The sequence below is a fragment of the Stenotrophomonas sp. B2 genome, from assembly GCF_014947095.1.
Lineage (GTDB): Bacteria > Pseudomonadota > Gammaproteobacteria > Xanthomonadales > Xanthomonadaceae > Stenotrophomonas > Stenotrophomonas maltophilia_P.
Window position 1 is genome coordinate 59757 of record NZ_JADCQA010000009.1, and the last position, 26140, is coordinate 85896.

Consider the following 26140-nt stretch of genomic DNA (forward strand, 5'->3'; position numbering starts at 1 on the left):
GGACCATGCCCGCGCTGCAGAGCACCCGTCAAGCGAGCCTGGCCCCGTGGTTCGACAGCGAGCCGGCGGCGGCCCTGCGCGTGCTGGAGCGGCAACTGCTGTTGCCACAGCTGTCGGTGCTGCCCGCACAGCCCTGGATGTGGATCGCGCCGAGCGCTGCCTGGCTGGATGATGCGCAGCCGGGCGGGCGCGGCCTGCGCCTGTACCGCAATGGCGGCCGCTATGCCGGCGATGCGTGCTGCGGTCTGCCGCTGCCGCTGGCCACCGAAAGCGTCAATGCCATCGTGCTGCAGCACGTGACGGCCGCTGATGCCGACCAGCTGCTTGACGAGTGCGAGCGGGTGCTGATGCCCGGCGGCCATCTGTGGTTGAGCAGCCTTAATCCGTTCAGTCCGTTCCGCACCCACTGGCGCCAGCATGGCCTGACGGTGCGTACGCCGCAGCGGATCCGCCAGCTGCTGGGTCGTCACGGGCTGGACTGCGACGACATGCGCTACCTGGGCCCGCTCTGGCAGGGCGCCGGCAGTCGTGGCCGCGGGGGTTGGGCCCCGCTGCGCGCGGCCTGCCTGTTCCATGCCGAAAAACGTACGTTGGCCCTGCCCGGGCCGACACCGCTGCCGGTGCGCTGGCATGGCACCGTTGCTACCTGATTCTGGAGCTGTATTGAAAACCATCGAAATCCATACCGACGGATCCTGCCTCGGCAATCCCGGTCCCGGCGGCTGGGCCGCGTTGCTGCGCTACAAGGACCACGAGCGTGAACTGAGCGGCGGCGAAGCGCATACCACCAACAACCGGATGGAACTGATGGCGGCCATTTCCGGCCTGGAGGCGCTGACCGAGCCCTGCAACATCGTGCTGTTCACCGACTCCCAGTATGTGCGGCAGGGCCTGACCCAATGGATGCCGGGCTGGATCCGCAAGAACTGGAAGACCGCCGGCGGTGATCCGGTGAAGAACCGCGAGCTGTGGGAGCGGCTGCATGCGGCCACGCTGCGGCACCAGATCGACTGGCGCTGGGTGAAGGGGCATTCCGGCGATCCGGACAATGAACGCGTCGATACGCTGGCGCGCAATGCCGCCATCCAGATCCGCGATGCCAGCCCGGTAAACTGAGCCCATGCGTCAGATCATCCTCGATACCGAAACCACCGGCCTGGAGTGGAAGAAGGGCAACCGCATCGTCGAAATCGGCTGCGTGGAGCTGTTCAAGCGTCGCCCCACCGGCAACAACTATCACCAGTACATCAAGCCGGACTGTGAGTTCGAACAGGGCGCGCAGGAAGTCACCGGCCTGACCCTGGACTTCCTGGCCGACAAGCCCGAGTTCGCGCAGATCGCCGACGAGTTCCTGGCGTTCATCGACGGCGCCGAGCTGATCATCCACAACGCGGCATTCGACCTGGGCTTCCTCGACAACGAGTTGTCCCTGCTGGGGCCGCAGTACGGGAAGATCACCGATCGCTGCACCGTGATCGACACCCTGGCGATGGCGCGCGAGCGTTTCCCGGGCCAGCGCAACTCGCTGGATGCGCTGTGCAAGCGGCTGGGCGTGGACAATTCGCACCGTGCACTGCACGGCGGCCTGCTCGATGCGCAGATCCTGGGCGATGTCTACATCGCGCTGACGTCAGGGCAGGAAGAGATCGGCTTCGGTCTGGGCGAGGACGAGGCCGGCGCGGGTGGCGCGGTGCTGCAGGCGTTCGATGCTGCCAAGCTGCTGCCGCGTCCGCGCGTGGTCGCCACCGCATCGGAACGTGAAGCGCACGCCGCGCGACTGGAACGCCTGCGCAAGAAGGCCGGTCATGCGCTGTGGGACGGCCCGAAGGTGGAAGAGCCCGCCAGCGCGTAGACCCTCGGCGCAGAGCGCGCCTGCGGTCCGCTGGCTCAGTGGCAGCGGACCAGGATCACGCTGATGTTGTCGCGGCCGCCGCCATCAAGCGCGGCGGCGACGAGCGTATCCACGCATTCCTGTGCGCTGGCGTCGTCGAAGGCCAGCGTGCGGGCGATGCCACGATCATCGACTTCCTCGGTCAGGCCATCGCTGCACAGCAGCAGCTGCATGCCGGGACGAAGTTCGCCACGGGTGGTGGCCACGTTCAGGTGCGCCGGATCGGTCACGCCCAGCGCCTGGGTGACCACATTGCGGTGCGGATGCGCGCGCGCCTGCTCCGCGGTCAGGTTGCCCTGCGTGACCAGTTCCTGCACCACGCTGTGATCCTGGCTGAGCTGGGCCAGCTGGCCGTCGCGCCACAGGTAGGCCCGGCTGTCACCGACCCAGGCCACTTCGTAGCGATTGCCCTGCACGCGCGCGGCGACCACGGTGGTGCCCATCGGCAGCGTATCGTTGCGTCGCCGCGAAGCGCGGATGATCTCTTCGTCGGCCGTGCGGATGGCCTGCTCCAGCGACGCGCCGCGGCGGATCTCGCGGACGATGGCTTCGCGCGCCAGCGCGCTGGCGACCTCGCCGCAGGCGTGCCCGCCCATGCCATCGGCCACCAGCCACACGCCCAGCTCGCTGTCACCGTAATAGGTGTCCTCGTTGAGCTCGCGGCGCAGGCCGGGATGGGTGAGATGTCCGAATTCGATCATGGTGTGCGGGGCGGAGTAGCGCGGGGGAGAGGGCATCATCACGGCGTGACCGGCATCCGGCAAGGCATGGCGGCAGGAAAATTGCGCCGCAGGGCCCCGGAGACTTGTCGGCAGCCTCACTTCCTCGTATGATGCGCGTCCCCGGTTCGCCGGGGACCACCCGGAGAGGTGGCAGAGTGGTTGAATGTACCTGACTCGAAATCAGGCAGGCGTTTATAGCGCCTCGGGGGTTCGAATCCCCCCCTCTCCGCCAGATGAAGAAGAAGGCCGCCCCCCCGGGCGGCTTTTTTCGTTGTCCGGCTGGCCGCGCGCGTTGCGGGGCGGCAATGGATCTCCCCTCGGGGTGCTGCGGGTTAACATGTACGCATCACCTGCTGGAGCTCCCCCATGACTGCTGAAATCCTCGTTCCCGTGTCCTTTGGCGAACTGCTCGACAAGATTTCGATCCTGCAGATCAAGTCCGAGCGGATCAGCGACGAGGGCAAGCTGGCCAACGTGCGCAAGGAGCTGTCGGCGCTGGAGCAGACCTGGATGGCGCACCCGGCCGCGGTCAAGGACATCGCCAAGCTGCGCGGTGAACTCAAGGCCGTCAACGAGCAGTTGTGGGACATCGAGGACGACATCCGCCTGAAGGAGAAGGCGCAGGCGTTCGACCAGGGCTTCATCGACCTTGCACGCAGTGTGTATCTGCGCAACGACGAGCGTGCGCGCATCAAGAAGGCGATCAACCTGGCACTGGGCTCTGCCTACGTGGAAGAGAAGTCGTACCAGGATTACGCACAGCGCGGGTGAGGTGGATCCGCCGGGCGTGGCCCGGCGCTACCGATGATCCATCGACTCAGGTGAGGTGGTCGGTCACGTAACGTTCGAAGGCGGCGATGCCGTCCTCGACCGTGATCAGTTCCATCACATCATCGAACTCGATCTTGGTGCCCCACTTGAGGTCGGCGGCCTGCTTGCCGAGATACTTGCGTGCGGCGTCGTCATAGCGGTCCACGCAATAGCGGCGATCCGAATACGGGCCGCTGCGGTGCGGGTTGCTGGCCGCGTGCAGGCCCAGCACCTTCGCTCCCATGGCATTGGCGATATGCATCGGTCCCGAATCGGGTGTCATTACCAGATTGGCGCGTGCCAGCAGCGCAGGCAGCTGCTTGAGCGTGTCCTTGCCGACCAGGTCCAGTGCCGGCGTGTGCAGCTGGGCCTGGATCGCGTCGGCCATGCTGCGTTCCAGTTCACTGCGCCCACCGCACAGCACCACCTGCCAGCCGCGCTGCGTGGCATGGTTGGCGACGGCCGCGTAACGGTCGGCGTACCAGTTGCGGCGGACGTGGCTGGAGCAGGGCGAAATCATCAGTACCGGCCGGCCATCGTCCTGCCACTGCGCCGCAGCCCACTCGAAGGCGGACGGCGGCACGGCCAGGTCCCAGCTCACCTCTGTCTGGCGCAGGCCCAGCGGCTCGCAGAAGCTGCCGATCGCATCCAGCACGTGGATGCCGGGGCGGTCCGGAATGCGTTCGTTGATGAACAACCCATGCAGGTCCTTCGAGCGGCTGCGGTCGTATCCGATGCGGCGTTCGGCCGGGATGAACGCCGACAGCAGGTTCGCGCGGAAGGCCACCTGCATCTGCAGCAGCGCCTCGAAGCGCCCCGGTGGCAGCTGCTTGCGCAGCTCCTTGACGCCGGCCATGCCGCTCTTCTTGTCGTAGGCATGGAAGGTCACGCCCGGCAGACCCTCGAGCAGCTTCTGCCCGGCCTTGTCGATGATCCAGTGGATCGGCGTGTCCGGGCGTGCGGCCTGCAGCGTACGCACCAGGGGCACCACGTGGGTGACATCGCCAAGTGCGGACAGGCGCAGAAGGCACAAGGATGAGGACGCTGATGCCATGTGTTGTTAGACTCAAAGAAATGGTCGCATTCGACGCCAATGAAGCGCTGACGCCATGCCGCGAGGGTCGCGGCATCGGGGCCATTCTGTTCGACCGCGAGCGCCTGCGGCAAGCCGACATCGGCCTGTTCTCTCCCCAGCACTGGGGCAGCCGGGCCCGGCCGGTGGGCGAAGGGGGACGTGGCAGCGCCTGGTTCGTCGACGCGCCGTTCGGCCCCAGCGTGCTGCGCCACTATCTGCGCGGTGGCCTGGTGGCCAGGATCAGCCACGACCAGTACCTGTGGCGGGGCGCCGACCGGACCCGCAGTTTTGCCGAGTTCCGGCTGATGCGGGCCCTGCGCGCGCTGAAGCTGCCGGTTCCCCGGCCGGTGGCGGCTTTCTACATGCGGCAGGGCATGCGCTACCGGGCGGCGATCCTGATGGAACGGATCGAAGGGGTGCGTTCGCTGGCCGACCGCGCGCTGGTTGCCGGACGTGGCGCGCCGTGGGAAGAGACCGGTCGGCTGATCGCCCGCTTCCACCGTGCCGGCCTGGACCATGCCGACCTCAACGCGCACAACATCCTGTTCGACAGCAACGGCCATGGCTGGCTGATCGACTTCGATCGTGGCGTCATCCGCATTCCGGCCACCGCCTGGCGGGAGCGCAACCTCAAGCGCCTGCTGCGCTCGTTGATCAAGCTGCGCGGCGAGCGCAGCGTAGAGGACGTGCAGAAGGACTACGCGCGGCTGCGCCGCGCCTATGACATGGCCTGGAACCGGGGCACCTGATGGACTGGTCGTTGCGTTTCCTCGGCGTCGGCAATGCGTCGGCGGTCGAGTTGGGATCACCGATGTCGGTGATCGAGCGCGAAGGTCGGCCGTGGTTGACGATCGACTGTGGCGGGGAAGGCCTGACCGCCTTCAAGGCGCACTACGGCCACATGCCGCAGGCGCTGTTCATCACGCATGTCCACCTGGACCATGTGGCCGGTTTCGAGCGGCTGTTCGTGGATACCTACTTCAACGCGCAGCGGCGTGGGAAGGTGCGCCTGTATGTGCCGGCCACCGTGGTGCCGCTGCTGCACAGGCGCATCGGCGATTACCCCAATGTGCTGGCCGAGGGCGGTGCCAATTTCTGGGATGCGTTCCAGTTGGTCGTGGTCGGCGACGCGTTCTGGCATGAAGGCGTGCGCCTGGAAGTATTCCCGGCACGCCACCACTGGCCGGAGACCGCCTATGGGTTGCGCCTGCAGGGCGCGCTGACCTGGAGCGGTGATACCCGGCCGATCCCGGAGATGCTGGCGCGGTACGCCAGTGACAACGAGCTGATCGCCCACGACTGCGGCCTGCACGGCAATCCATCGCATACCGGGGTCGATGATCTGGAGCGCGAGTACAGCGCTGAGCTGCAGGCGCGGATGATGCTGTACCACTACGCCAGCGTGGCCGATGGTGCTGCGCTGGCCGCGCGCGGACACCGCGTGGCACAGCCGGGCCAGTGCGTGCCGCTGGCGACCCCGACCGCGCCGCACGTGCTGGCGCAGGATCCGCCGTGAATACCTCTGGCCAGCCTGCCGACGCGGCGCTGGCGGCCGAGCTGGAACATCTGGAACGCGCGCTGCACACCCCGCAGGTGCGCGGTGATCGCGCGCGGCTGTCGGAACTGCTGGATGAGGATTTCAGCGAGATCGGCAGCTCCGGCCAGTGCTATGGCCGTGCGGCTGCGCTGGCGGAGATTCCGCTGGAGCGGGCGCAGGTGCAGATCGAATCGGAGCAGTACGCGGTCTCGTTGCTGGCACCAGACCTGGCCCAGGTGCGTTATCGCAGCCGCTACCACCTGGATGGCCAGCCGCAACGCTGGGTGCTGCGCAGTTCGTTGTGGCGCAGGCATGGGCAGGGATGGCGGGTGGTATTCCATCAAGGGACGCCCGAAGCACGGTAGCGCCGGGCCACGCCCGGCGAGGGGGCCAACCAGGGTTGACCTCTTACCAGAGCGCGGCACTGCCAGAAAGGCGATGGCCCCGCCGGCTGACCTCGGCGCCCGCGTCGATCGATACCGTTGCTGCCTTCCGGCCCTGGCGGGGTTTTCGACCTAGCGTCGCGAGGGGCCGACGGGGCCACCATAGAGACGTTGGCCGCCCGGAGGCGGCCTGTTCACGGATCAGGGGAAGCAGCGCAGGGTGCGCCGGAGACCACAGCCGGACTGCACATCGGCTGGCCGATGGCAGGCGCGCATTCTAGCGCAGGCATGCGTATCGACGCCAGCGCCATGCGCTGAATCTGCTGTAACCCGCGGCGCGTATTCGCGGCCGGGCGGCGCGGGCGTTGCTAGAATCCCGGGCCAGGAGGAACGACCTCCCCCGCATCGGGAATCAATGACCAGGACGGCCTGGCCCTGCCAAGAGGAGGGCCGTTATGGCCTGGATCTATCTGTTGTTCGCTGGCCTGCTGGAAATCGTCTGGGCCGTGTCGATGAAGCAATCGGAAGGCTTCACCAGGCTCACTCCCACCCTGGTTACTCTCGCCGGCATGATCGCCAGTTTCTGGCTGCTGGCCGTGGCCATGCGCAGCTTGCCGCTGGGAACGGCTTACACGATCTGGACCGGCATCGGCGCGGTCGGTGCCTTCGTGGTCGGCATCGTGTTCCTGGGTGAACAGGTCAGCCCGATGCGGATCGGCGCGGCGGTGTTGATCGTGTCGGGGCTGGTGCTGATGAAGCTGTCCAGCAGTTGAGGCTGGGCGGAGTTTGCTGGACAACCGACTCTGGCTGCCAGACAAATAAAAAAGCCGCCCGATGGGCGGCTTTTTTATTCATCTGGCGGAGAGAGGGGGATTGTCGGGTGCATCCCTGCACCCGATCCCTGCGCGCGCTGCGGTTCGGGACCCGCCTTCGGCGGTCCGGATCTGCTCCTGCAGATCCGTCGAACCCCGGCGAGGCTTCTCACCCCGATGCTCTCCACCAGACAAATAAAAAAGCCGCCCGTTGGGCGGCTTTTTCATTCATCTGGCGGAGAGAGGGGGATTCGAACCCCCGAAGCGCGGTTTAGACGCTTACACACTTTCCAGGCGTGCTCCTTCAACCACTCGGACACCTCTCCGGATCCCTGCCATCGGCAAACGCCTCAGCAGGGGCGCAGATTCTAGCGGGCGGCGCGGCAGGACACAAGCACCCATTCAGGGCGCGTCGCAGGCGGAGGGGGATGGACAGGCGTGGCACAATGGAGCATCCGATGGAAGACGGTGGCCTGATGTCCTATCTCGTCCTTGCGCGCAAGTGGCGTCCGAAGCGTTTTGCAGAGCTGGTGGGCCAGGAACACGTGGTCCGTGCGCTCAGCAACGCGCTGGACAGTGGCCGGGTCCACCACGCGTTCCTGTTCACCGGTACCCGCGGTGTGGGCAAGACCACCATCGCGCGCATCTTCGCCAAGTCGCTGAACTGCGAGCAGGGCACCAGTGCCGATCCGTGCGGCCAGTGCCCGGCCTGCCTGGACATCGATGCCGGTCGTTACATCGACCTGCTGGAGATCGACGCCGCGTCCAACACCGGCGTGGATGACGTCCGCGAGGTGATCGAGAACGCGCAGTACATGCCCTCGCGCGGCAAGTACAAGGTCTACCTGATCGACGAAGTGCACATGCTCTCGAAGGCGGCGTTCAACGCGCTGCTGAAGACGCTGGAAGAGCCGCCGGAGCACGTCAAGTTCCTGCTGGCCACCACCGATCCGCAGAAGCTGCCGGTCACCGTGCTCAGCCGCTGCCTGCAGTTCAACCTCAAGCGCCTGGATGAGGACCAGATCCAGGGCCAGATGACCCGCATCCTGGCGGCCGAGGAAATCGAAGCCGACGGCAGTGCCATCGTGCAGCTGGCCAAGGCCGCCGACGGCAGTTTGCGCGACGGTCTGTCGCTGCTGGACCAGGCCATCGCCTACGCCGGTGGTGCGCTGCGCGACGATGTGGTGCGCACCATGCTGGGGACCGTCGATCGCACCCAGGTGGCAGCGATGCTCGATGCCCTCGCCGAAGGTGACGGGTCGCGCCTGTTGCAGGTGGTGGCGGCACTGGCGGAATTCTCGCCCGACTGGAGTGGCGTGCTGGAGGCCTTGGCCGAAGGCCTGCATCGCATCCAGGTGCAGCAGCTGGTACCGGGTGTTGCCGCCGCGGCTGAAGGCCTGGACGCGGCAGCGTTCGCCGGGCGGCTGCGTCCGGAGGTGGTGCAGCTCTGGTATCAGATGGCCCTGAACGGCCGTCGCGACCTGTCGCTGGCGCCGAGCCCGCGCGCGGGCTTTGAAATGGCCGTGCTGCGCATGCTGGCGTTCCGCCCGGCAGCGTCGGTGCCGCCGGTGCCGCGTTCGGTGGATGCCGCCGGCGGTGCCGCCGGGGGGGCGATGCCCGGTGGTGGGGCGGGTGCTGGCAGCCAGGAAACGGCCCCGGTGGCCGCCGCTGCCGCGATCCCGGCCCGCGTGCCTGCGCAGGCCGCCCCCCGCGAACCCGACCCGGAGCCAGAGCCGGCGCCCGAACCCGAACCTGATCCGGCGCCTGAGCCGAAGCCGGTTCCGGTCGAAGAACCGGTGTCGCCGCCGCCGGTCAAGGCCGACGGCATCCCGGTGCCGGTGGCCGTCGATGATCTTCCGCCGTGGGCCACGGATGAGGCCGAGGCCCGCGACCAGGCACTGGCTGCGGATGTCGCCACGCCGGACGCGGCCATGGTCGCGCCCTGGCATGAGCCGTCGCCTCCGGTCGCTGCATCAGCCGCGCCCGAGCGTCCGTTCCGTTCCGAGGGCATCGTCATCGCTCCACCTGCGCCCGTCGCGTCGGCGGAGACGGGCGCGCGGGCTGACATCGGCGAGCTGGCGACAGCGGAAGACTGGCTGGACCTGGTCGCCAACAGCGGCCTGAGCGGGCCTTCACGGCAGCTTGCGGCCAATGCCGCCTTCATCTCCTGCCGGCAGGGGACCTTGAAACTGGGGCTTTCGCCCGGATTTGAATACCTGCGCTCGGAACGCGCGCTGGCCGCTCTTGGCGAAATGCTGGAAAAGGCCTTGGGGCACGCGCTGAAGATCGTGGTCGAGACCGTGGAAACCGAACACGTTCCGGCCGAGACCCTGCACCAGCGCGCCGATCGCCAGCGCGGCGAGCGGCAACAGGTGGCAGAGGCTGTTTTCATGGACGATCCGGAAGTGCAGGTGCTGATCCAGCAACACGGCGCCCGGGTCGTTTCCGATTCCATCCGTTCTTTTGACGAGTAAGACACTATGCGCGGCAACATCGCCCAACTGATGCAGCAGGCCCAGAAGATGCAGGAGAACCTGCAGAAGGCCCAGGAAGAAATCGCCAGGATCGAAGTGACCGGCAGTGCCGGCGGTGGCATGGTCAGCGTGACGCTGACCGGTGCCAAGGAGTGCCGCAAGGTGCGCATCGACCCGTCTCTGGCCAGTGACCCGGAGATGCTGGAAGACCTGATCGCCGCGGCGTTCAACGATGCCTCCAACAAGATCGATGCCGAATCGAAGTCGAAGATGGGCTCGGCTACCGCCGGCATGCAGCTTCCGCCGGGCATGAAGCTGCCGTTCTGATCGTCAGCGCGGTGCCCGCGTTGACGGGTGCCGCGCACACCCATAAAGCCAGAAGCTGCCGTGTCCGCACCCCTGCTTGAACAATTGATCGATGCGCTGCGGGTGCTGCCTGGCGTGGGCCAGAAGACCGCGCAGCGCATGGCCTACCACCTGCTGGAACGCGAACGCGACGGCGGCCAGCGCCTGGCCGAGGTGTTGGCGCTGGCCGTAGAGCGCATCGGCCACTGCGCGCAGTGCCGCGATTTCAGTGAAACCGAACTGTGCCCGACCTGCGCCAACGGCAGCCGCGAGCGCAGCCAGCTGTGCGTGGTGGAATCGCCCGCCGACCGCCTTGCCATCGAGAATGCCACCGGCTTCCGGGGTGTCTACTTCGTGCTGCAGGGGCGTCTGTCGCCGCTCGACGGCATCGGTCCGCGCGACCTGGGCCTGGAGCAGCTGGAGCAGCGCCTTGGCGAAGGCGAAGTGCAGGAGCTGATCATCGCCACCAGCGCCACCGTCGAGGGAGAGGCCACCGCGCATTATCTGGCGCAGCTGGCGCGGGCCCGCCAGGTCCGGCCGAGCCGGTTGGCGCAGGGGCTGCCGCTGGGGGGCGAACTGGAATACGTGGATCGCGGCACGCTGTCGCACGCGTTCGGCACCCGCAGCGAATTCCGCGATTGACGGCCTGGCCCTTTGAAGGGCGGGGGTTGCCTACAATGCAGGCGACATTTCACCGAGGCCGACCATGAGCAACGAAACCCTTTTCAGCAGGATCATCCGTCGCGAGATTCCGGCCACCATCGTCTATGAAGACGAAGACGTGCTGGGCTTCAAGGACATCGCGCCGCAGGCGCCGGTGCACGTGCTGTTCATTCCGAAGAATGAAATCATTCCGACCCTGGACGACCTGCAGCCTTCGCAGGCGCACCTGATCGGCAAGCTGGCCCTGGCGGCGGCCGACTATGCGCGCCGCGAGGGCTTTGCCGAGCAGGGCTACCGCATCGTGATGAACTGCCGTGAGGATGCGGGGCAGACCGTGTTCCACATCCACATGCATCTGCTGGCCGGCGCGCCGCTGGGCCATTTCGGCGCGCCCGGGAAGTAAGCGCCCGCCGGCGCGATGCCGTGCAAGCAGAAGGCCGCCCGGTGGGCGGCCTTCTGCGTCATGCGTACCGGAGGGGGGTTACCACCAGCCCCAGCGGCCGTAGCCCCAGTACGGGCCATACGGGCCCGGGCCCCAGGGGCCATAGGGGTAGGGCACGACGTCGACCTGTCGCTGCTCCGGCCACAGGTAGATCACATCGGCCGACAGCTTCGGCAGGCGATAGTCGTACTCGCCGATGCGGGTGTTCTGGTAGCCATCGATCTTGCCGATGAAGGTCACGTCACGGCCGGGCTCAAACACCGCCGGATCGTAGAAGCCGGAGCGGCAGGCGATGAAGCGGCCGTCGCTGGCATCGGACGAGGTGGTGTTCGGGCGGCCGGAGGCGTTGAGCGGGCGCGAGATCATCTGGAAGCAGGTCTCGCCCTGGCCGGGCTTGGTTTCGATGATGCGGCCGCCCCAGCGCACGGGCGTGCCGACCTGCTGGGTGGCGACTGAATCGCGCGGGGAGACCATGCTGAACTGTCCCTGCAGCGGCTTTGGGGCCGTGGCGCAGGCCGACAGGGCCAGCGTGGCCACAGCGGTGAGAAGGAACTTGGTGTTCATGGGGAGGCTCCGGAAGTCGGGCGATGCCTGCGCAGGTCCCGCAATAATGAAGCGAGGTCGGTGCAAGTTCCAGCGTAGCGCGCGTCGGCGAAACGCTGGCTGAGTGCCAGCAGGGCCGGATCGGGCCGGCATGCATGGACGCGACGGGCCCAGAGCAGTGCCGGCTCGTGCGGTTCGCGGGCCAGGCCGAGCCGGGCGTAGCGCCGGCCCAGGCGGTGCCAGGCGCGCAGCAGCGGGTCGCGTTCGCGCTCGCCCCGGGCCAGCAGCCATGCCATCCACAGCACGGCTGCCAACGCGGCCATCACGAAGCCTGACAGCAACTGTCCCGGCTTGATGTCGTCCAGGCCCAGGGGCTTGAACAGCTGCTGCTGGCGGCGCGCATCGAAGGACAGCACCAGGTCGTTCCAGCCACGGCGCAGCCAGTCGCCCATCTGACCCAGCTGCAGCCAGCGCTGCTGCAGCGGATTGCCGGCGTCTGCCAGCAGGCGATCGTCGAGGGTATCCAGGATGCGTTCTGGGGCGACGGCCGCCGTTGGATCGACCCGCACCCAGCCCCGTTGCGGCAGCCAGACCTCGGCCCAGGCGTGGGCATCCATCCGCCGCACAACCCAGTAGTCGCCCACCCGGTTGCGCGTGCCGCCGGCGAAGCCGGTCACCACGCGGGCCGGAATGCCTGCGTTGCGCATCAGCACCACGAAGGCCGAGCTGAAGTGCTCGCAGAAGCCTGCCTTGTAGCCGAACAGGAATTCATCGATGGGGTCGCGGCCGGCCACGGGCGTGTCCAGCGTGTAGGAGAAATCGGTGGTGATCCACTGCAGGGCGCGACGTACCACGGCCTCATCGTTGCTGCCCGCCTCCTGCCGCCACTGCCGGGCGAGGGTGGCGGTGCGTGGATTGAAGCCGGCCGGCAACTGCAGCGCTGCGCGTCGCAGGTAGGGGGGGAGCGCGCTGTCGAAGTGCTGCGGCGGCGCCGAGTGCAGGCGCCACCGGCTCAGCGCCGACAGCGTGCGGTCGCTGAGCAGGCTCATGTCCGCATCCAGCGTGCTGCCTTCCGGCGCACGGGTGGGCAGATCCAGTGCCACCAGCTGGCGGCGGTCGGTCGGCTCGTAGTCGATCTGGTAGTCCCAGCCGCGCGCACCGGCATCGACGATCGCGGGTGGGCGCTGCGTGCGGGCACGGTCACGGGTCCAGCGTCGGCCATCGAAGTCGGTCAACACCGGTCCTCGCCAGTAGCGCTGGTCCGGATCGGGTACGGCGCCGAAGAACTGCACCCGCAGCGCAGGTGTGTCGTCGGCCATCAGGTCCAGCCACTGCCCCGGCTCCATGCTGTCGGACAGGCCCGGCGTACTGACCGCGCGTTCGGGTACGCCCCACAGCGGCGTGGACAGACGCGGAAACAGCCAGAACGACGCCAGCGCCAGTGGCAGGCCCAGCGCCAGCAGCCGGCCGACGCCCTTCAGCTGGCCGCGCAACGGCAAGGCGTCGGCGTGGCCCTCGCCCTGTGCCAGGCGCTGCAGGGCCAGCAGTGCACAAAGGCCGGCCAGCGCCGCCAGCAGCGTGGTCAGCGGGCCCTGGTCCAGCAGGAAGGCGGCGAATGGCGAGAACAGCGCAAAGCCCAGCAGGCTGCGTGCATCGCGCAGGCTGCGCAGCTCGCTGGACTTGATTGCAAGCATCGCGGCGAGCAGTGCGCAGCCGGTATCGCGTCCGGGACGGACCAGGCCCATCTGCCAGACGATGGCGGCCAGCATGCCCAGCACGAGCAGCAGGCGCACCGGCATCGGCAACACGCGTCGCCACGACAGCGCGGCCGTCAGCAGCGCAGCCAGCGCGATCACCGTGGCCAGCATCGGCGGCAACTGCAGCAGCAACGGCAGCAGCGCAAGCGCAGCGCTGGCCAGGGTCCAGGTGAGGGCGTTGCGGTCGAGCGTGGGCGCGGCGTCAGTCATGCGGCATCAGCGCCAGCGCGCGCAGGCAGAGATGGTGATGGCTGGCGCCCTGTCCCGGCCCCAGTGGCGGATGCGAGGGCAGCAGCAGGGTGTAGCGGCGACCTCCGCGTTCGGCCATGTCGATCCAGCGCGCCAGGCGTGCGATGCGCGCTTCGGTCGGCAGTGGCGCCAGCGTGTGCCAGTCCAGCACGACCTCGATGCCGACCGGCTTTTCGTACTCACGGACCAGCAGGCTGTCGCGGCGCGCGGAGTGCTTCCAGGCAATGCTGCGTGGCGCGTCTCCGGCGCGGTAGGGGCGCAGCTGGTGCAGCTCTTCGCCGCTGGCGTGGGCGCGGGTGTGCAATGGATCGTTGCCGCGCTCCGGCAGCGCGGGGGCCAACGCTTCGGCCAGGGGATACACCAGCAATGGCTGTTCCGGCCACACCCACGACCACGCACGGACCAGGCCCAACGGTTGCGTGGTGGACAGGCGGATGCGCGACAGCTCCCGCCAGCCGCGACGTTCGCTGGGGACGTCCAGCTCCACTTCGCCGCGCCCCTGTGCCGGCAGCGAGGTCCAGGCCTGGCTGTCGCCCAGTTGCAGGTGCAGCCCCTGTCGTGGCCGCGGATCACGCAGCGACAGGTCCACGCGCAGCCGCAGCGGCTGGCCGGCAGGCACCGGCTCGGCGGAGATCGCATCGATCTGCACGCCCGACAACTGCAGGTGCGCGGCAATGGCGCTGGCGATTGCCGCCGCCGCCAGCAGCAACGCCAGCAGCAACGCGGGGTTGTTGTTGTAGTTCAGCGCACCCAGCAGCATCGCCGACAGCAGCGTGGCGACGAACAGGCCGAAGCGCGTCGGCAGCACGTAGATGCGGTGGCGGTTCAACCGCTGCGGCAGCGCTTCCGGCGCGCGCGGGCGCGCCAGCAGCTGCAGCCGCGCCCAACGCGAGGCCACGCTCAGTCCACCGTGACGGTCTGCAGGATCGCGCGTGCCAGCGCAGGCCCGGAGCTGGACTCGGCTTCGGCCACCAGTCGATGCCCCGCCACCGCCACGAACAGCGTCTGCACGTCTTCGGGAATGACATGGCTGCGGCCGAGCAGCAGCGCATGCGCCCGGGCTGCACGCAGCAGCGCCAGGCCGGCACGAGGCGACAGCCCTACGCGCACGCCTGCATGCTGGCGGCTGCGTGTCAGCAGGGCCTGCACGTAGTCGACCAGCGCGTCGCTGGCGTGGATCTGGCCTACGGCCTCACGCAATGCCCGCACCTGCACTTCGTCCAGTTTCGGCATCGCACGTGCGATCAGGTCGCGGCGATCGGTGCCGCGCAGCAGCTCGCGCTCGGCCTGCGGGCTGGGATAGCCCATCGCCAGCCGCAGCAGGAAACGGTCCAGCTGCGAGTCGGGCAAGGGGAACGTGCCCGACAGGTCCACCGGATTCTGGGTGGCGATCACGAAGAAGGGGTCCGGCAGCGCATGCGTCTGTCCATCCAGTGTCACCTGCTGTTCGGCCATGGCCTCCAGCAGCGCGCTCTGCGTGCGTGGTGGCGCGCGGTTGATTTCATCGGCCAGCAGCACATGGGTGAACACCGGGCCGGGATGGAACTGGAACTGGCGGCTGCCTGCCTCATACACCGATACGCCAAGCACATCGGCCGGCAACAGGTCCGAGGTGAACTGCACGCGCTGGAAGCCCAGGCCCAGACTGCTGGCCAGCGCGTGGGCCAGCGTGGTCTTGCCGAGGCCGGGCAGGTCCTCGATCAGCAGATGTCCACCGGACAGCAGAGCGACGAAGGCGAGCCGCACTTCCGGAACCTTGCCCAGCACCAGCGCGTTGACCTGATCCTGGGCCTCCCGCAGGGACTGGCGCAGTTGATCGGTTAGCATGCTGGGACTGGGGGACGAAGCTGGCATGATCGTCTCTGATCTGGAATCTCCTCGATTATCCATAGAGCAATGCAGGGCGAACAGCGCGCACGGACGATTTTTCTCTGGTTATGGACGCTGGTCACAGCGGCCAAGCTGGTGGTGGCCGCGCGCCTGCCACTGTTCGTCGATGAAGCGTTCTACTGGCAGGAAGGCCAGCACCTGGCGGCGGCCTATTCCGATCTGCCGGGCCTGACCGCGTGGATGGCCCGGCTGGGCGTGGAGATCGGCGGTCATCACGTGCTGGCCCTGCGCCTGCCGTTCCTGGCGATCGGTGCGTTGCTGCCGTGGCTGGTTTCGCGCATCGCCACGCGCTGGTTCGGTGCCGTGGCCGGTTGGCAGGCAGGCAGCCTTACTCTGCTGATGCCACTGTCGGCCACGCTGGGGCTGCTGGCGGTGCCGGACGTGCCCATGGCGCTGGCGGCCGTGCTGTGCCTGCACGCGGGTGCGCGCCTGCTGCACAACGTGGACGCATCATCGGCGATGAAGCTGGCGTTGGGCCTGCTGATCGGTGCGCTCAGCCACTATCGCTTCATCGGCGTGATCGGCGTCGGCTTCATCGCGTTGCTGGCGTTGCCGCAGGGCCGGCGCATGCTGGCCGATCCGCGGGTCTGGGTCGCGCTGGCCATCGGTGTACTGGCCTGGTTGCCGTTGCTGGCGTGGAATGCGGACAACCACGATGCCGGGCTGAAGTTCCAGGTGGTCGAGCGCCATCCCTGGGCGTTCGAGTGGGGTGGGCTGTGGTTCCTGGTGATCCAGCCGATGCTGGTCACCCCCATCCTGTGCATCGCGATGTGGAAGGTGGCGCTGGCCGGCACGCGCAGCGGTGGTGGTGCGCGCGTGCAGTGGCGCTACTTCGGGCTGGTGGGCGGCGTATCGACGCTGGGCATCTTCCTGCTGGGGTTCTTCACCGATGTCGAGCGCATCAGTTTCCACTGGCCGCTGCCGGGCTACCTGGCGCTGCTGGTCGCGGTACCGGTGGTGCTCAATGGATGGCCGCGCTGGCTGCGCAGGACAGGGTGGTGGCTGGCAGGGCTGGGCATGGTGCTGGCGTTCGGCTACTACCTGATGGCATCCACGCCGGCACTGCGCGAGCAGATGGCCGGCAGCAAGTACTACCCGCGCAATTTCGCCGGCTGGGAGCCGTTGGCCGCGGCGGTCCGCGAGGAACTGCAGCAGATGCCGGAAGGCACGCGTGTCCTGGCCGGCAACTTCAAGGTGGGGGCCGAGCTGGGCTTCCAGCTGGGCGATGGCGATATCGAAGTGTTGCCGCACCCGCTCAACGACAAGCATGGCCGCACGGCGCAGCTGGCGCAGTGGAACCTGGTGCATGCCGGTGAGCGCACCGCGCCCATGCTGCTGGTGCTGTCACCCAGCGACCAGCGGTACCGCGAGCTGCTGGACCGCTATCACGCGGTCTGCGAACAGGTGGGGCCGCTGCCGGCACCACGGATTGTCAGCAGTGACCACGGCTTCCAGCGCTTCCTGCTGTTCCGCCTGCCGGCGCAGCGCGCGCCGGGGCCCTGCGTGACGCCGGCGATGGCGTGGCTGGATGCGCCGTCCAATGGCGAGAAGGTGTCCGGCACGCTGGCGATCCGGGGCTGGGCCTTCAAGGACGGCGTCGGCCTAGCGCGCGTGGAGGTGCTGGTCGATGGCCGTTCGATCGGCGATGCACGCTACGGTCGCGAGTTCGACCTGCGCCCGGCCTGGCCGGACAGCACCGATCCGCAGCATCCGGCCGTGGGCTTCGATGCCAGCCTCGATACCTCCGTGCTGGCACCGGGCAAGCACTGGCTGGGCCTGCGCCTGTACGGCCACGACGGCAGCGTGGAAGCATGGCAGGAGCAGCCGTTCGTGGTGGAGAAGCGCTGAAGGCGCTACCCCGGGGCTCAGGGCACCCGGAATCCGGCCCTGCGCAGCAGGCCGCACAGAGCGATCAGGGGCAGGCCGACCAGCGCAGTGGGATCGCGGCTGTCGATGGCTTCGAACAGGCTGATGCCCAGTCCTTCGCATTTGAAGCTGCCGGCACAGTCAAGGGGCTGCTCGGCAGCGACATAACGGGCGATTTCCGCGGCATCAAGATGACGGAAGCGCACTTCGGTCAGATCCAGCGCTGCGAAAGATTCTCCGTTCCGCGTGAGATTGAGGGCGGTGTGGAAGCGTACGGTGCGTCCGGCCATGGCCGCCAACTGCGCACAGGCGGCATCGACCGTGCCTGGCTTGCCCAGCGGCCGCCCCTCCAGATCGGCGACCTGGTCCGAGCCGATCACCCAGGCGCCCGGGTGGCGGGCGGCCACATCGGCCGCCTTGGCCGCGGCCAGGCGTACCGCCAGATCCAGCGGGGCTTCACCGCTCAACGGCGTTTCATCCACCTCCGGGCGCGCGCACTCGAACGGCAGGGCCAGCCGCTGCAGCAGTTCGCGGCGGTAACGGGAGGTGGAGGCCAGGACCAGGGGCATGCAACAATACCGGGGCAGGGTGCGGCAGTCTGGCCCGGGCTGACTGCCAGCGGCAAGCCTCATGTGGCGGGCATTTGACAGCCGCCGCCCGGATCCTTAGTATTCAGCGGCTTATGTCCGCGAACGTGCCCGAAACGCTGGATGCCTGGCGGATGGTTGTAGCGCGAAGGCGCTTCGACGGTCAGGTGTCCCTGGCTGAATTGACCCGCCTGCAGGGGTTGGTCGCAGATACCGACGGCGAGTGCGTGTACTCGCTTGAGTTCGGTCGCGACGACGTCTTGCGGGTATCCTATGTGGAACTGACCATCGACACCGCGCTGCCGCTGACCTGTCAGCGCAGCATGCAGCGATTCCTGTTGCCGGTGAAGGTGACCCAGAGGCTTGGCCTGATCCGCGACGAGGACGAGGAATCGTCCCTGCCGGAGGAATACGAGGCGTTGCTGGTGCCGGAAGATGGCCAGCTGCGTCCGCTGGACCTGGTCGAGGACGAGCTGGTGCTGGCGGTGCCGGTGGTGCCGCTGTCACCCGACGGTGAAGCAGTCGACAAGGACTGGGCACCGAGCGAAGAAGAAACGAAGAAGGCCAACCCGTTCGCGGCGTTGGCGGCGTTGAAGAAACAATAGCAGCCGGTTGTCGTCGGCGGCTGCGGCGAAAGCGAAAAGTGTGCTGGGCGCTGGCGTCCTGTGCGACGAAACGACGAAGCAAAACGAACCGAGTTTGGAGCAATCCCATGGCTGTCCAGAAATCCCGTGTTACCCCGTCCCGTCGCGGCCAGCGTCGTTCGCATGACGCCCTGAGCGCCAAGCAGCTGTCGACCGACCCGACCACCGGTGAAGTGCATCTGCGTCACCACATCACTGCCGACGGTTTCTACCGTGGCAAGAAGGTCATCCAGACCAAGACCTCGGCCGTCGAAGAAGATTGATGTGCCGGGAAGGCCGCTGCCCGACGGGCAGCGGCCTTTGCCTTCTTTCCCCGGGCGTGCCGGTGATCGGCGGCCCGCGCAACAGGAAACATGATGAGCAAGCGGATCTACTCGAGGATCGCGGGCACCGGCAGCTATTTGCCGGAAAAGGTCCTGACCAACGCCGACCTGGAAAAAATGGTCGAAACCTCGGACGAGTGGATCCAGACGCGCACCGGTATTCGTGAGCGGCACATTGCGGCCGAAGGCGAGACCACCAGCGATCTCGGCTACCAGGCTGCGCTGCGTGCGCTTGAAGCGGCGGGCATCGACGCTTCCCAGCTCGACATGATCGTGGTCGGCACGACCACGCCTGATCTGATTTTCCCGTCCACCGCGTGCCTCATCCAGGCCAAGCTCGGTGTGGCCGGTTGCCCCGCCTTCGACGTCAACGCGGCCTGCTCGGGCTTCGTGTTCGCGCTGAGCGTGGCCGACAAGTTCATCCGTTCCGGCGACTGCAGGCACGTGCTGGTGATCGGCGCGGAAACCCTGACCCGCATCGTCGACTGGAACGACCGCACCACCTGCGTGCTGTTCGGTGATGGTGCTGGCGCCGTCGTGCTCAAGGCCGACGAGGAAACTGGCATCCTCAGCACGCATCTGCACTCTGATGGCAGCAAGAAGGAACTGCTGTGGAATCCGGTTGGCGTTTCGGCCGGTTTCAAGGACGGCGCCAATGGCGGCGGCACCATCAACATGAAGGGCAACGACGTGTTCAAGTACGCCGTCAAGGCGCTGGACTCGGTCGTGGACGAGACCCTGGCTGCCAATGGCCTGGACAAGTCGGACCTGGACTGGCTGATCCCGCACCAGGCCAACCTGCGCATCATCGAAGCCACCGCCAAGCGGCTGGAAATGTCGATGGACCAGGTCGTGGTCACCGTCGACCAGCATGGCAACACCTCGTCCGGCTCGGTGCCGCTGGCGCTGGACGCTGCGGTCCGCTCGGGCCGCGTCGAGCGCGGTCAGCTGCTGCTGCTGGAAGCCTTTGGTGGCGGCTTCACGTGGGGTTCGGCCCTGTTGCGCTATTGATAGTGCAAGTTACGACAACGTGAAGTCTGTCGTTGCGGCCCTCCGGGGCCGTAACGCGTTTAAGGAGGTCCTGTCATGGTTGAGCCCATCGTCATCGACGGGCAGCGCGCCTGGCTGAAGCAGTACGGCAAGGGAAGCCGAGCCATGGCCCTGGGCCTGCTCAATTTCGTCGCCCGCCGGTTCCAGCTGGACGCGCTGCGCCCGCCGCCGCACCGGGGCGGAGACGCCGCACGCGAGGTCGAGGCCCGCCGCCTGGGCGAACTGCAGGCACAAGGGGTGAACGTGCCCGACGTGATCGGCAGCGGCCATGCCGCGCTGGTGATCGGGGACAACGGCAGCTCGTTCAACACCTGCCTGCGCGAGGCCGACGACGCCGGGCGGGACCGGCTGGTGATGGCCGCAATGCGGGCACTTGCCGAAGCACACAGCCGTGGCGCCTATTTCGGCCAGCCGCTGCCGCGCAACCTCACCTGGGATGGTGAGCGGGTCGGTTTCATCGACTTCGAGGAAGATCCGCTGGAAGTGATGGATCTGGCCGAAGCCCAGGCGCGCGACTGGCTGATGTTCGGCTATGGCGTGGCCAAGTACTACGCCGACCGGCCCGACTGCCTACAGGCGATGATGGCCGAGGCGATCGGCACCGTGCAGGCGCCGGTACGCGAGCACGTGCACGCTGTGAGCGGCCGCCTGCAGCGCCTGGCCCGGGTCTGCATGAAGCTCGGACGCTCGGCGCGCACGCTGGCCCATTCGATCTTCATCGCGCACGGCGCCACCACCATGGGGGTGCTGATGGTGGTCGGGCTGTGCATGGACTTCTTTGCCGATGGCGAACTGGACATTCTGCAGTTGTTCTGCTGATTGCATCCGCCGGGCATGGCCCGGCGCTACCGGAGCCGTTCACCGGGCATGGCTTGGCGCTGCCGCAACCGTTCGCCGGCCCGGCATTGCTGGCGCGCTCCATACGCCCTGCATACGCGCACGTACAGACGACACGGCGGATTCACCCTTATCATGGCCCGCTTCGATTGCAACAAGCGGATGACCGCGTGACCGTATCCACCCTCGCTTTTGTCTTCCCCGGCCAGGGCTCGCAGTCTGTGGGCATGGTGGCCGAGCTGGCCGAGCTGCACCCGCAGGTGCGTGAGGCCTTCACCGAGGCATCCGATGGTGCCGGCGTCGACCTGTGGGCGCTGTCCCAGGGTGGCCCGGAGGAAATGCTCAACCGTACCGAATACACGCAGCCGGCCCTGCTGGCGGCGAGCATCGGCGTGTGGCGCGCCTGGAACGCCGTGGGTGGTCCGCGCCCGTCGGTGCTGGCCGGCCACAGCCTGGGCGAGTACACGGCGCTGGTCGCCGCTGGCGCGCTGAGCCTGCATGACGGTGCGCACCTGGTGCGCCTGCGCGGCCAGCTGATGCAGGACGCGGCTCCGGCCGGCGTGGGCGCCATGGCCGCCGTGCTCGGCGCCGAAGACCAGCTGGTGCTGGACGTCTGCGCCGAAGCAGCGGGCAGCCAGGTGGTGGTACCGGCCAACTTCAACTCGCCCGGCCAGATCGTGATCGGTGGCGATGCGGCAGCAGTCGACCGCGCGCTGGCGTTGCTGGCCGAAAAGGGCGTGCGCAAGGCAGTGAAGCTGGCCGTCAGCGTGCCCTCGCATACCCCGTTGATGCGCGAGGCCGCCAACCGTCTGGCCGAAGTGATGGCCGGGCTGTCCTGGCAGGCTCCGCAGCTGCCGGTGGTACAGAACGTCGATGCCCAGGTGCACGACGGCGTGGATGCCATCCGCACCGCGCTGGTCCAGCAGCTGTACCAGCCGGTGCAGTGGACCGGTTGCGTGCAGGCCCTGGCCGCCCGTGGCATCACCCAGGTTGCCGAATGTGGCCCGGGCAAGGTGCTGACCGGCCTGGTCAAGCGCATCGACAAGGCCATCGACGGCCGTTCGCTGGCCACCCCGGGCGACTTTGAAAGCGCCCGCGAGGCATGGTCGGCCTGATCGCCCCTGTTCCTGCCGACCCTGCCAGTGGCCGCTGCACGCGGCGCGGGTGGGGCGGCTGCCCCCGTCTGAGGAAACCATCATGAGCAAGCCCCTGCAGGGTGAAATCGCACTGGTCACCGGCGCCAGCCGTGGCATCGGTGCCGCCATTGCCGATCTGCTGGCCGCCCAGGGCGCCACCGTCATCGGCACCGCCACCACCGAGTCCGGCGCTGCGGCGATCGGCGAGCGCCTGGCGGCCCACGGTGGTCACGGCCGCGCGCTGAACGTCACCGATGCCGCCGCACTGGACAGCGTGCTGGATGGCATCGCCAAGGAATTCGGCCCGATCTCGATCCTGGTCAACAACGCCGGCATCACCCGCGACAATCTGCTGATGCGCATGAAGGACGATGACTGGGCCTCGATCATCGACACCAACCTGACCAGCGTGTTCCGCACCAGCAAGGCGGTCATGCGCGGCATGATGAAGGCACGCAAGGGCCGCATCATCAACATCGCCTCGGTGGTGGGCGTGACCGGCAATGCCGGCCAGGCCAACTACGCGGCCGCCAAGGCCGGCATCATCGGCTTCAGCAAGTCGCTGGCCAAGGAGATCGGCTCGCGTGGCGTCACCGTCAACGTGGTCGCGCCGGGCTTCATCGACACCGACATGACCAAGGCACTGCCGGAAGAAGCGCGCACCGCGCTGATCAACGACATCGCCCTCGAACGCCTGGGTTCACCGGAAGACATCGCCCATGCGGTGGCCTTCCTGGCCAGCCCGGCTGCCGGCTACATCACCGGCGAAACCCTCCATGTGAACGGCGGCATGTACATGCCGTAAGCAAGGGGCGCACGGATTGCGCCGCAAGTGGTTGATCTGCGTGGATTTTTGCTGCAATGCAAGGGCGCGCCGGTTTCCACTACACTATCCCACGGCCATCGCCCTTGATGGCGACCACTTTTGAACCACAACTCCATCTGGAGCGAGATCCCATGAGCACCATCGAAGAACGCGTCAAGAAAATCGTCGTCGAACAGCTTGGCGTCAAGGAAGAAGAAGTCACCACCAGCGCATCGTTCGTCGATGACCTGGGCGCTGACTCGCTGGACACCGTCGAGCTGGTGATGGCGCTGGAAGAAGAATTCGAGTGCGAAATCCCGGACGAAGAAGCCGAGAAGATCAGCACCGTGCAGGCCGCCATCGACTACATCAAGGCCCACGTCAAGGCCTGATGTCAGACGGCAGTGCGCGTGCGGGCATCCGCCCGGCGCGCACCGCACCCCATGGGGCCGCTGTTGCGGCCCCGTGTGTTTGCGCATCACACCGAAGCAAACCGCGTTGCCCGAAAGCATCTTCGGGTCAGGAGAATCAGCAATGAAGCGTCGCGTCGTCGTAACCGGCCTGGGTATCGTCTCGCCGTTGGGCAATGATCTGGCCAGCAGCTGGGAAGGCATCACCCATGGTCGTTCGGGCATCGGTCCGCTGACCAACGTCGCCGATTCCTACCTGGAACGGTTCACCACCAAGATTGCAGGTGAGGTCAAGGGCTTCGACATCACCGCCGACAATGCACTGTTCGGCAAGTACCGGGTCAGCGGCAAGGATGCCAAGAAGATGGACCCGTTCATCCATTACGGCCTCGGTGCCTCGTTCATGGCCCTGCATGATTCGGGCCTGGAGATCACCGACGCCAATGCCGAGCGCATCGGCGCCATCGTCGGCGCCGGCATCGGCGGCCTGCTCGGCATCGAAGAGCAGACCATCGAATTCCACGAGGGCAAGAAGATCTCGCCCTTCTACGTGCCCAAGACCATCATCAACATGCTGCCGGGCCAGCTGAGCATCATCACCGGCCTGAAGGGCCCGTCGTTCTCGGCGGTTTCGGCATGCGCCACCTCGAACCACTCGATCGGCACCGCCATGCGCATGATCCAGTACGGCGATGCGGACGTGATGGTGGTGGGCGGCGCCGAGCGCGGCTCCTCGCCGACCGCCGTGGGCGGCTTCTGCGCGATGAAGGCCATGTCCACCCGCAACGACGCACCGGAACAGGCCTCGCGCCCCTGGGACAAGGACCGCGACGGCTTCGTGCTGGGCGACGGTGCCGGCATCCTGATCCTGGAAGAGTACGAGCACGCCAAGGCCCGTGGCGCGAAGATCTATTGCGAGCTGGCCGGCTTCGGCGCCAGCTCCGACGCGTACCACATGACCGCGCCGAGCGAGAACGGCGAAGGCGCTGCCCGCTGCATGACCATGGCGTTGAAGGACGCTGGCCTGAATCCGGAACAGGTGGGTTACCTCAACGCACATGGCACCTCCACGCCGCTGGGCGACCTGGGCGAAACCATGGCGATGAAGACGGCCTTCGGCGACCACGCCTACAAGATGATGGTCAGCTCCACCAAGTCGATGACCGGCCACCTGCTCGGCGCTGCCGGCGGTGTGGAGGCGATCTTCTCGGTGATGGCGCTGCAGGACAACGTCATCCCGCCGACCATCAACCTGCAGGAGCCGGGCGAAGGCTGTGATCTGGACTACGTCCCCAATGAAGCGCGCCAGGCCAAGGTCGACGTGGTGATGTCCAATGGCTTCGGCTTCGGCGGCACCAACGGCACGCTGATCTTCAAGCGCGTCTGACCGGGTTGTCGCGTCGGGCCGTGCTCGACCGGACGTGCTCCACGCACGAGGAAGCCGCCGCAAGGCGGCTTCCGTGTATCTGAATTCCCCTGCAGGCCACCATGACCCACGCCCCGCTGATCCACCCGCTGCCGCATCCGATCGATCTGCTGGCCCTGCAGCAGCAGGCGCCGGAACGTTTCCCGCTGCTGATGGAGTCCACCGCTTCCGGCACCGCGCAGGGCCGCTGGAGCCTGCTGTTGGCCGCACAGGGCGACACGCTGCGCCTGGATGCCGATGGTCGCGTGCGCGACCAGCAGGATACGGTGCAGCCCGGCAGTTTCCTGCAGGCGCTGGACCGCGCCTGGCAGCAGGCACGGCTGCCGCACGATGGCAGTCACAGCCTGCCGTTCCGCGGCGGCTGGGCCTTGATGCTCGACTACGAAGTGGCCAGCCAGATCGAACCGGTGCTGCCGGCGCGTGCGCGCGATGATGGCCGGCCGACGGCGCTGGCGCTGCGCTGCCCGGCGGCCGTGCTGCACGATCACCAGAACCACGCCAGCTTCGTCATCGCCGAAGCGGGCGAGCAGGCGCTGCTGGACTCGCTGGTGGCGCTGGCCGCGCAGGCGCTGCCGGAGGCGGGGCAGGGCTGGCAGCCGCCGCAGTCGGTCGGCGAAGACGCGCCGCAGCGCTTCACCGACGGCGTGCGCCGGGTGATCGACTACCTGCACGCCGGCGATGTGTTCCAGGTGAACCTGTCGCGGCGCTGGAGCGCGCAGTTCGCCACGCCGGTCAGCCCGCAGGCCCTGTACGCACAGCTGCGCCGCGCCAACCCCGCACCGTTTGCCGGCCTGTTCAGTGCGTTTGGGCGGCACGTGGTCAGCTCCTCGCCGGAGCGGCTGGTATCGGTGCATGCCGGCCACGCGCAGACCCGGCCGATCGCGGGCACGCGCCCGCGTTTCGAGGGTGACGATGATGCCGCGCGCATCCAGGAGCTGGTCGGGCACCCGAAGGAGCGCGCCGAGCACGTGATGCTGATCGACCTCGAACGCAACGATCTGGGCCGCATCTGCCTGCCCGGCACCGTGGTGGTCGATGAACTGATGACGGTGGAGAGCTACGCCCATGTGCACCACATCGTCAGCAACGTCAGCGGCCATCTGCGCCCGGAGGTCACCCCCGGCGAAGTGATCGCCGCAACGTTCCCCGGCGGCACCATCACCGGCTGCCCGAAGGTGCGCTGCATGCAGATCATCAGCGAGCTGGAGCAGGTGCCGCGCGGTGCCTATACCGGGGCGTTCGGCTGGCTGAACCGCGATGGCGACCTGGACCTGAACATCCTGATCCGTACCGCCGAGGTGGACGGCCACGAGGTCAGTTTCCGCACCGGCGCCGGCATCGTGGTCGATTCGGACCCGGACAAGGAGCTGGACGAGACCCGTGCCAAAGCGCGTGGCCTGCTGCGCGCCCTGGGCCAGCAAGGGTAGGCGATCGACCCCCGCCGGGCATGGCCCGGCGCTACC

General features: G+C 67.5%; 29 protein-coding genes, 2 tRNA genes and 1 other RNA gene. 23 read left to right on the forward strand and 9 right to left on the reverse strand.

Annotated elements, in window-relative coordinates; genetic code table 11:
- Positions 1–5 precede the first annotated feature (5 nt).
- From IMX13_RS12160 to dnaQ, 3 genes are read left to right on the forward strand one after another with little or no spacing between them, the layout of a single operon-like run.
- Complete coding sequence (locus IMX13_RS12160; protein WP_164152163.1) at positions 6–650, forward strand: methyltransferase domain-containing protein; 645 nt, start codon at positions 6–8, stop codon at positions 648–650.
- Between the two features lie 13 nt (positions 651–663).
- Positions 664–1116, forward strand: coding sequence for a ribonuclease HI (rnhA, locus tag IMX13_RS12165; RefSeq protein ID WP_053519056.1), 453 nt, complete (start codon positions 664–666; stop codon positions 1114–1116).
- A 4-nt stretch (positions 1117–1120) separates the two neighbouring features.
- Positions 1121–1852: a DNA polymerase III subunit epsilon gene (dnaQ, locus tag IMX13_RS12170; protein WP_053519058.1), complete on the forward strand. Its 732-nt coding sequence runs from the start codon at positions 1121–1123 to the stop codon at positions 1850–1852.
- Positions 1853–1887: 35 nt separating this feature from the next.
- Here the strand turns inward: dnaQ and IMX13_RS12175 are convergent, their stop codons facing one another.
- Positions 1888–2592, reverse strand: coding sequence for a protein phosphatase 2C domain-containing protein (locus IMX13_RS12175; protein ID WP_053519060.1), 705 nt, complete (start codon positions 2590–2592; stop codon positions 1888–1890).
- A 162-nt stretch (positions 2593–2754) separates the two neighbouring features.
- On the opposite strand from IMX13_RS12175, the gene IMX13_RS12180 reads away from it, so the two are divergent.
- Both IMX13_RS12180 and IMX13_RS12185 read left to right on the forward strand, forming a co-directional pair.
- Positions 2755–2845: transfer RNA gene (locus tag IMX13_RS12180), tRNA-Ser, on the forward strand.
- 134 nt (positions 2846–2979) lie between these two features.
- Positions 2980–3384, forward strand: a complete 405-nt coding sequence (locus IMX13_RS12185; protein WP_053519062.1) for a DUF6165 family protein — start codon at positions 2980–2982, stop codon at positions 3382–3384.
- Positions 3385–3430: 46 nt separating this feature from the next.
- Here the strand turns inward: IMX13_RS12185 and IMX13_RS12190 are convergent, their stop codons facing one another.
- The gene (locus IMX13_RS12190) at positions 3431–4477 is read right to left on the reverse strand and encodes a glycosyltransferase family 9 protein (protein WP_065182464.1); all 1047 of its coding nucleotides are present in this window, start codon (positions 4475–4477) and stop codon (positions 3431–3433) included.
- 20 nt (positions 4478–4497) lie between these two features.
- Between IMX13_RS12190 and IMX13_RS12195 the strand changes: the two genes are divergently transcribed.
- From IMX13_RS12195 to IMX13_RS12205, 3 genes are read left to right on the forward strand one after another with little or no spacing between them, the layout of a single operon-like run.
- The gene (locus tag IMX13_RS12195; protein WP_053519066.1) at positions 4498–5247 is read left to right on the forward strand and encodes a 3-deoxy-D-manno-octulosonic acid kinase; all 750 of its coding nucleotides are present in this window, start codon (positions 4498–4500) and stop codon (positions 5245–5247) included.
- The gene (locus tag IMX13_RS12200; RefSeq protein ID WP_065175949.1) at positions 5247–6014 is read left to right on the forward strand and encodes an MBL fold metallo-hydrolase; all 768 of its coding nucleotides are present in this window, start codon (positions 5247–5249) and stop codon (positions 6012–6014) included. Before IMX13_RS12195 ends, IMX13_RS12200 begins: the two co-directional genes overlap by 1 nt.
- Positions 6011–6400 carry a nuclear transport factor 2 family protein gene (locus IMX13_RS12205; protein ID WP_053519070.1) on the forward strand — a complete coding sequence of 130 codons (390 nt, stop codon included), beginning with the start codon at positions 6011–6013 and terminating at the stop codon, positions 6398–6400. The genes IMX13_RS12200 and IMX13_RS12205 overlap by 4 nt, the downstream gene beginning before the upstream one ends.
- A 76-nt stretch (positions 6401–6476) precedes the next feature.
- On the opposite strand, the gene ffs is transcribed toward IMX13_RS12205, so the two are convergent.
- Positions 6477–6573: signal recognition particle sRNA small type (gene ffs, locus IMX13_RS12210), an RNA gene on the reverse strand.
- 300 nt (positions 6574–6873) lie between these two features.
- Here ffs and sugE point away from each other — a divergent pair.
- A complete protein-coding gene (sugE, locus tag IMX13_RS12215) occupies positions 6874–7191 on the forward strand; it encodes a quaternary ammonium compound efflux SMR transporter SugE (RefSeq protein ID WP_053519073.1) in 318 nt (105 codons plus the stop codon).
- A 272-nt stretch (positions 7192–7463) separates the two neighbouring features.
- Here sugE and IMX13_RS12220 read toward each other — a convergent pair.
- Positions 7464–7556 (reverse strand) — tRNA-Ser (locus tag IMX13_RS12220).
- 132 nt (positions 7557–7688) lie between these two features.
- On the opposite strand from IMX13_RS12220, the gene dnaX reads away from it, so the two are divergent.
- The 4 genes from dnaX (at position 7689) to IMX13_RS12240 (ending at position 11115) form a co-directional block, all read left to right on the forward strand.
- Positions 7689–9704, forward strand: a complete 2016-nt coding sequence (gene dnaX / locus IMX13_RS12225) for a DNA polymerase III subunit gamma/tau (protein WP_053519075.1) — start codon at positions 7689–7691, stop codon at positions 9702–9704.
- 6 nt (positions 9705–9710) lie between these two features.
- Positions 9711–10031, forward strand: a complete 321-nt coding sequence (locus IMX13_RS12230; RefSeq protein WP_010483846.1) for a YbaB/EbfC family nucleoid-associated protein — start codon at positions 9711–9713, stop codon at positions 10029–10031.
- A gap of 60 nt (positions 10032–10091) precedes the next feature.
- Positions 10092–10691 (forward strand): recombination mediator RecR, encoded by a 600-nt coding sequence (gene recR, locus IMX13_RS12235; RefSeq protein ID WP_053519077.1) that lies wholly within the window; start codon positions 10092–10094, stop codon positions 10689–10691.
- Between the two features lie 64 nt (positions 10692–10755).
- On the forward strand, positions 10756–11115 hold the full coding sequence (locus IMX13_RS12240; RefSeq protein ID WP_053519079.1) for a histidine triad nucleotide-binding protein: 360 nt from the start codon (positions 10756–10758) through the stop codon (positions 11113–11115).
- A gap of 78 nt (positions 11116–11193) precedes the next feature.
- Here IMX13_RS12240 and IMX13_RS12245 read toward each other — a convergent pair whose 3' ends face one another.
- From IMX13_RS12245 to IMX13_RS12260, 4 genes are read right to left on the reverse strand one after another with little or no spacing between them, the layout of a single operon-like run.
- On the reverse strand, positions 11194–11718 hold the full coding sequence (locus IMX13_RS12245; RefSeq protein WP_053519081.1) for a Slp family lipoprotein: 525 nt from the start codon (positions 11716–11718) through the stop codon (positions 11194–11196).
- Positions 11715–13664 (reverse strand): DUF3488 and transglutaminase-like domain-containing protein, encoded by a 1950-nt coding sequence (locus IMX13_RS12250; protein ID WP_193396443.1) that lies wholly within the window; start codon positions 13662–13664, stop codon positions 11715–11717. Before IMX13_RS12250 ends, IMX13_RS12245 begins: the two co-directional genes overlap by 4 nt.
- The gene (locus IMX13_RS12255; protein WP_053519085.1) at positions 13657–14601 is read right to left on the reverse strand and encodes a DUF58 domain-containing protein; all 945 of its coding nucleotides are present in this window, start codon (positions 14599–14601) and stop codon (positions 13657–13659) included. Before IMX13_RS12255 ends, IMX13_RS12250 begins: the two co-directional genes overlap by 8 nt.
- Positions 14602–14603: 2 nt before the next feature.
- A complete protein-coding gene (locus IMX13_RS12260) occupies positions 14604–15557 on the reverse strand; it encodes an AAA family ATPase (RefSeq protein ID WP_111187157.1) in 954 nt (317 codons plus the stop codon).
- Positions 15558–15599: 42 nt separating this feature from the next.
- Between IMX13_RS12260 and IMX13_RS12265 the strand changes: the two genes are divergently transcribed.
- Positions 15600–17441, forward strand: a complete 1842-nt coding sequence (locus IMX13_RS12265) for a glycosyltransferase family 39 protein (RefSeq protein ID WP_065175955.1) — start codon at positions 15600–15602, stop codon at positions 17439–17441.
- Positions 17442–17458: 17 nt separating this feature from the next.
- Here IMX13_RS12265 and IMX13_RS12270 read toward each other — a convergent pair whose 3' ends face one another.
- Positions 17459–18028, reverse strand: coding sequence for a Maf family nucleotide pyrophosphatase (locus tag IMX13_RS12270; protein WP_193396444.1), 570 nt, complete (start codon positions 18026–18028; stop codon positions 17459–17461).
- 113 nt (positions 18029–18141) lie between these two features.
- Between IMX13_RS12270 and IMX13_RS12275 the strand changes: the two genes are divergently transcribed.
- From IMX13_RS12275 to IMX13_RS12315, 9 genes are all read left to right on the forward strand, one after another.
- The gene (locus tag IMX13_RS12275) at positions 18142–18651 is read left to right on the forward strand and encodes a YceD family protein (protein ID WP_049404889.1); all 510 of its coding nucleotides are present in this window, start codon (positions 18142–18144) and stop codon (positions 18649–18651) included.
- Positions 18652–18758: 107 nt separating this feature from the next.
- Positions 18759–18953, forward strand: coding sequence for a 50S ribosomal protein L32 (rpmF, locus tag IMX13_RS12280; protein ID WP_005408308.1), 195 nt, complete (start codon positions 18759–18761; stop codon positions 18951–18953).
- Between the two features lie 93 nt (positions 18954–19046).
- Positions 19047–20024 (forward strand): beta-ketoacyl-ACP synthase III, encoded by a 978-nt coding sequence (locus tag IMX13_RS12285; protein ID WP_053519093.1) that lies wholly within the window; start codon positions 19047–19049, stop codon positions 20022–20024.
- Between the two features lie 75 nt (positions 20025–20099).
- Positions 20100–20882: a serine/threonine protein phosphatase gene (locus IMX13_RS12290; protein WP_065182460.1), complete on the forward strand. Its 783-nt coding sequence runs from the start codon at positions 20100–20102 to the stop codon at positions 20880–20882.
- A gap of 188 nt (positions 20883–21070) precedes the next feature.
- Positions 21071–22015: an ACP S-malonyltransferase gene (gene fabD / locus IMX13_RS12295; RefSeq protein WP_053519097.1), complete on the forward strand. Its 945-nt coding sequence runs from the start codon at positions 21071–21073 to the stop codon at positions 22013–22015.
- Between the two features lie 82 nt (positions 22016–22097).
- Positions 22098–22841: a 3-oxoacyl-ACP reductase FabG gene (fabG, locus tag IMX13_RS12300; protein ID WP_053519099.1), complete on the forward strand. Its 744-nt coding sequence runs from the start codon at positions 22098–22100 to the stop codon at positions 22839–22841.
- Positions 22842–22993: 152 nt separating this feature from the next.
- Positions 22994–23233, forward strand: a complete 240-nt coding sequence (gene acpP / locus IMX13_RS12305; protein ID WP_053519101.1) for an acyl carrier protein — start codon at positions 22994–22996, stop codon at positions 23231–23233.
- Between the two features lie 142 nt (positions 23234–23375).
- Entirely contained in the window at positions 23376–24638 is a 1263-nt protein-coding gene (gene fabF, locus IMX13_RS12310) for a beta-ketoacyl-ACP synthase II (protein WP_053519103.1), read from the forward strand.
- A gap of 101 nt (positions 24639–24739) precedes the next feature.
- A complete protein-coding gene (locus IMX13_RS12315) occupies positions 24740–26104 on the forward strand; it encodes an aminodeoxychorismate synthase component I (RefSeq protein WP_193396445.1) in 1365 nt (454 codons plus the stop codon).
- Positions 26105–26140: the final 36 nt, after the last annotated feature.

What these genes read in the sequence shown, in the direction of transcription:
- fabF (WP_053519103.1), top strand. Translation starts at nt 23,376, where the DNA reads ATGAAGCGTCGCGTCGTCGTAACCGGCCTGGGTATCGTCTCGCCGTTG.
- IMX13_RS12230 (WP_010483846.1), top strand. Translation starts at nt 9,711, where the DNA reads ATGCGCGGCAACATCGCCCAACTGATGCAGCAGGCCCAGAAGATGCAG.
- fabG (WP_053519099.1), top strand. Translation starts at nt 22,098, where the DNA reads ATGAGCAAGCCCCTGCAGGGTGAAATCGCACTGGTCACCGGCGCCAGC.
- IMX13_RS12275 (WP_049404889.1), top strand. Translation starts at nt 18,142, where the DNA reads ATGTCCGCGAACGTGCCCGAAACGCTGGATGCCTGGCGGATGGTTGTA.
- IMX13_RS12315 (WP_193396445.1), top strand. Translation starts at nt 24,740, where the DNA reads ATGACCCACGCCCCGCTGATCCACCCGCTGCCGCATCCGATCGATCTG.
- rpmF (WP_005408308.1), top strand. Translation starts at nt 18,759, where the DNA reads ATGGCTGTCCAGAAATCCCGTGTTACCCCGTCCCGTCGCGGCCAGCGT.
- IMX13_RS12185 (WP_053519062.1), top strand. Translation starts at nt 2,980, where the DNA reads ATGACTGCTGAAATCCTCGTTCCCGTGTCCTTTGGCGAACTGCTCGAC.
- IMX13_RS12160 (WP_164152163.1), top strand. Translation starts at nt 6, where the DNA reads ATGCCCGCGCTGCAGAGCACCCGTCAAGCGAGCCTGGCCCCGTGGTTC.
- acpP (WP_053519101.1), top strand. Translation starts at nt 22,994, where the DNA reads ATGAGCACCATCGAAGAACGCGTCAAGAAAATCGTCGTCGAACAGCTT.
- IMX13_RS12190 (WP_065182464.1), bottom strand. Translation starts at nt 4,477, where the DNA reads ATGGCATCAGCGTCCTCATCCTTGTGCCTTCTGCGCCTGTCCGCACTT.
- IMX13_RS12245 (WP_053519081.1), bottom strand. Translation starts at nt 11,718, where the DNA reads ATGAACACCAAGTTCCTTCTCACCGCTGTGGCCACGCTGGCCCTGTCG.
- IMX13_RS12265 (WP_065175955.1), top strand. Translation starts at nt 15,600, where the DNA reads ATGCAGGGCGAACAGCGCGCACGGACGATTTTTCTCTGGTTATGGACG.
- dnaX (WP_053519075.1), top strand. Translation starts at nt 7,689, where the DNA reads ATGGAAGACGGTGGCCTGATGTCCTATCTCGTCCTTGCGCGCAAGTGG.
- IMX13_RS12240 (WP_053519079.1), top strand. Translation starts at nt 10,756, where the DNA reads ATGAGCAACGAAACCCTTTTCAGCAGGATCATCCGTCGCGAGATTCCG.
- IMX13_RS12195 (WP_053519066.1), top strand. Translation starts at nt 4,498, where the DNA reads ATGGTCGCATTCGACGCCAATGAAGCGCTGACGCCATGCCGCGAGGGT.
- IMX13_RS12260 (WP_111187157.1), bottom strand. Translation starts at nt 15,557, where the DNA reads ATGCCAGCTTCGTCCCCCAGTCCCAGCATGCTAACCGATCAACTGCGC.
- IMX13_RS12270 (WP_193396444.1), bottom strand. Translation starts at nt 18,028, where the DNA reads ATGCCCCTGGTCCTGGCCTCCACCTCCCGTTACCGCCGCGAACTGCTG.
- IMX13_RS12250 (WP_193396443.1), bottom strand. Translation starts at nt 13,664, where the DNA reads ATGACTGACGCCGCGCCCACGCTCGACCGCAACGCCCTCACCTGGACC.
- dnaQ (WP_053519058.1), top strand. Translation starts at nt 1,121, where the DNA reads ATGCGTCAGATCATCCTCGATACCGAAACCACCGGCCTGGAGTGGAAG.
- IMX13_RS12290 (WP_065182460.1), top strand. Translation starts at nt 20,100, where the DNA reads ATGGTTGAGCCCATCGTCATCGACGGGCAGCGCGCCTGGCTGAAGCAG.
- IMX13_RS12285 (WP_053519093.1), top strand. Translation starts at nt 19,047, where the DNA reads ATGAGCAAGCGGATCTACTCGAGGATCGCGGGCACCGGCAGCTATTTG.
- IMX13_RS12175 (WP_053519060.1), bottom strand. Translation starts at nt 2,592, where the DNA reads ATGATCGAATTCGGACATCTCACCCATCCCGGCCTGCGCCGCGAGCTC.
- sugE (WP_053519073.1), top strand. Translation starts at nt 6,874, where the DNA reads ATGGCCTGGATCTATCTGTTGTTCGCTGGCCTGCTGGAAATCGTCTGG.
- IMX13_RS12200 (WP_065175949.1), top strand. Translation starts at nt 5,247, where the DNA reads ATGGACTGGTCGTTGCGTTTCCTCGGCGTCGGCAATGCGTCGGCGGTC.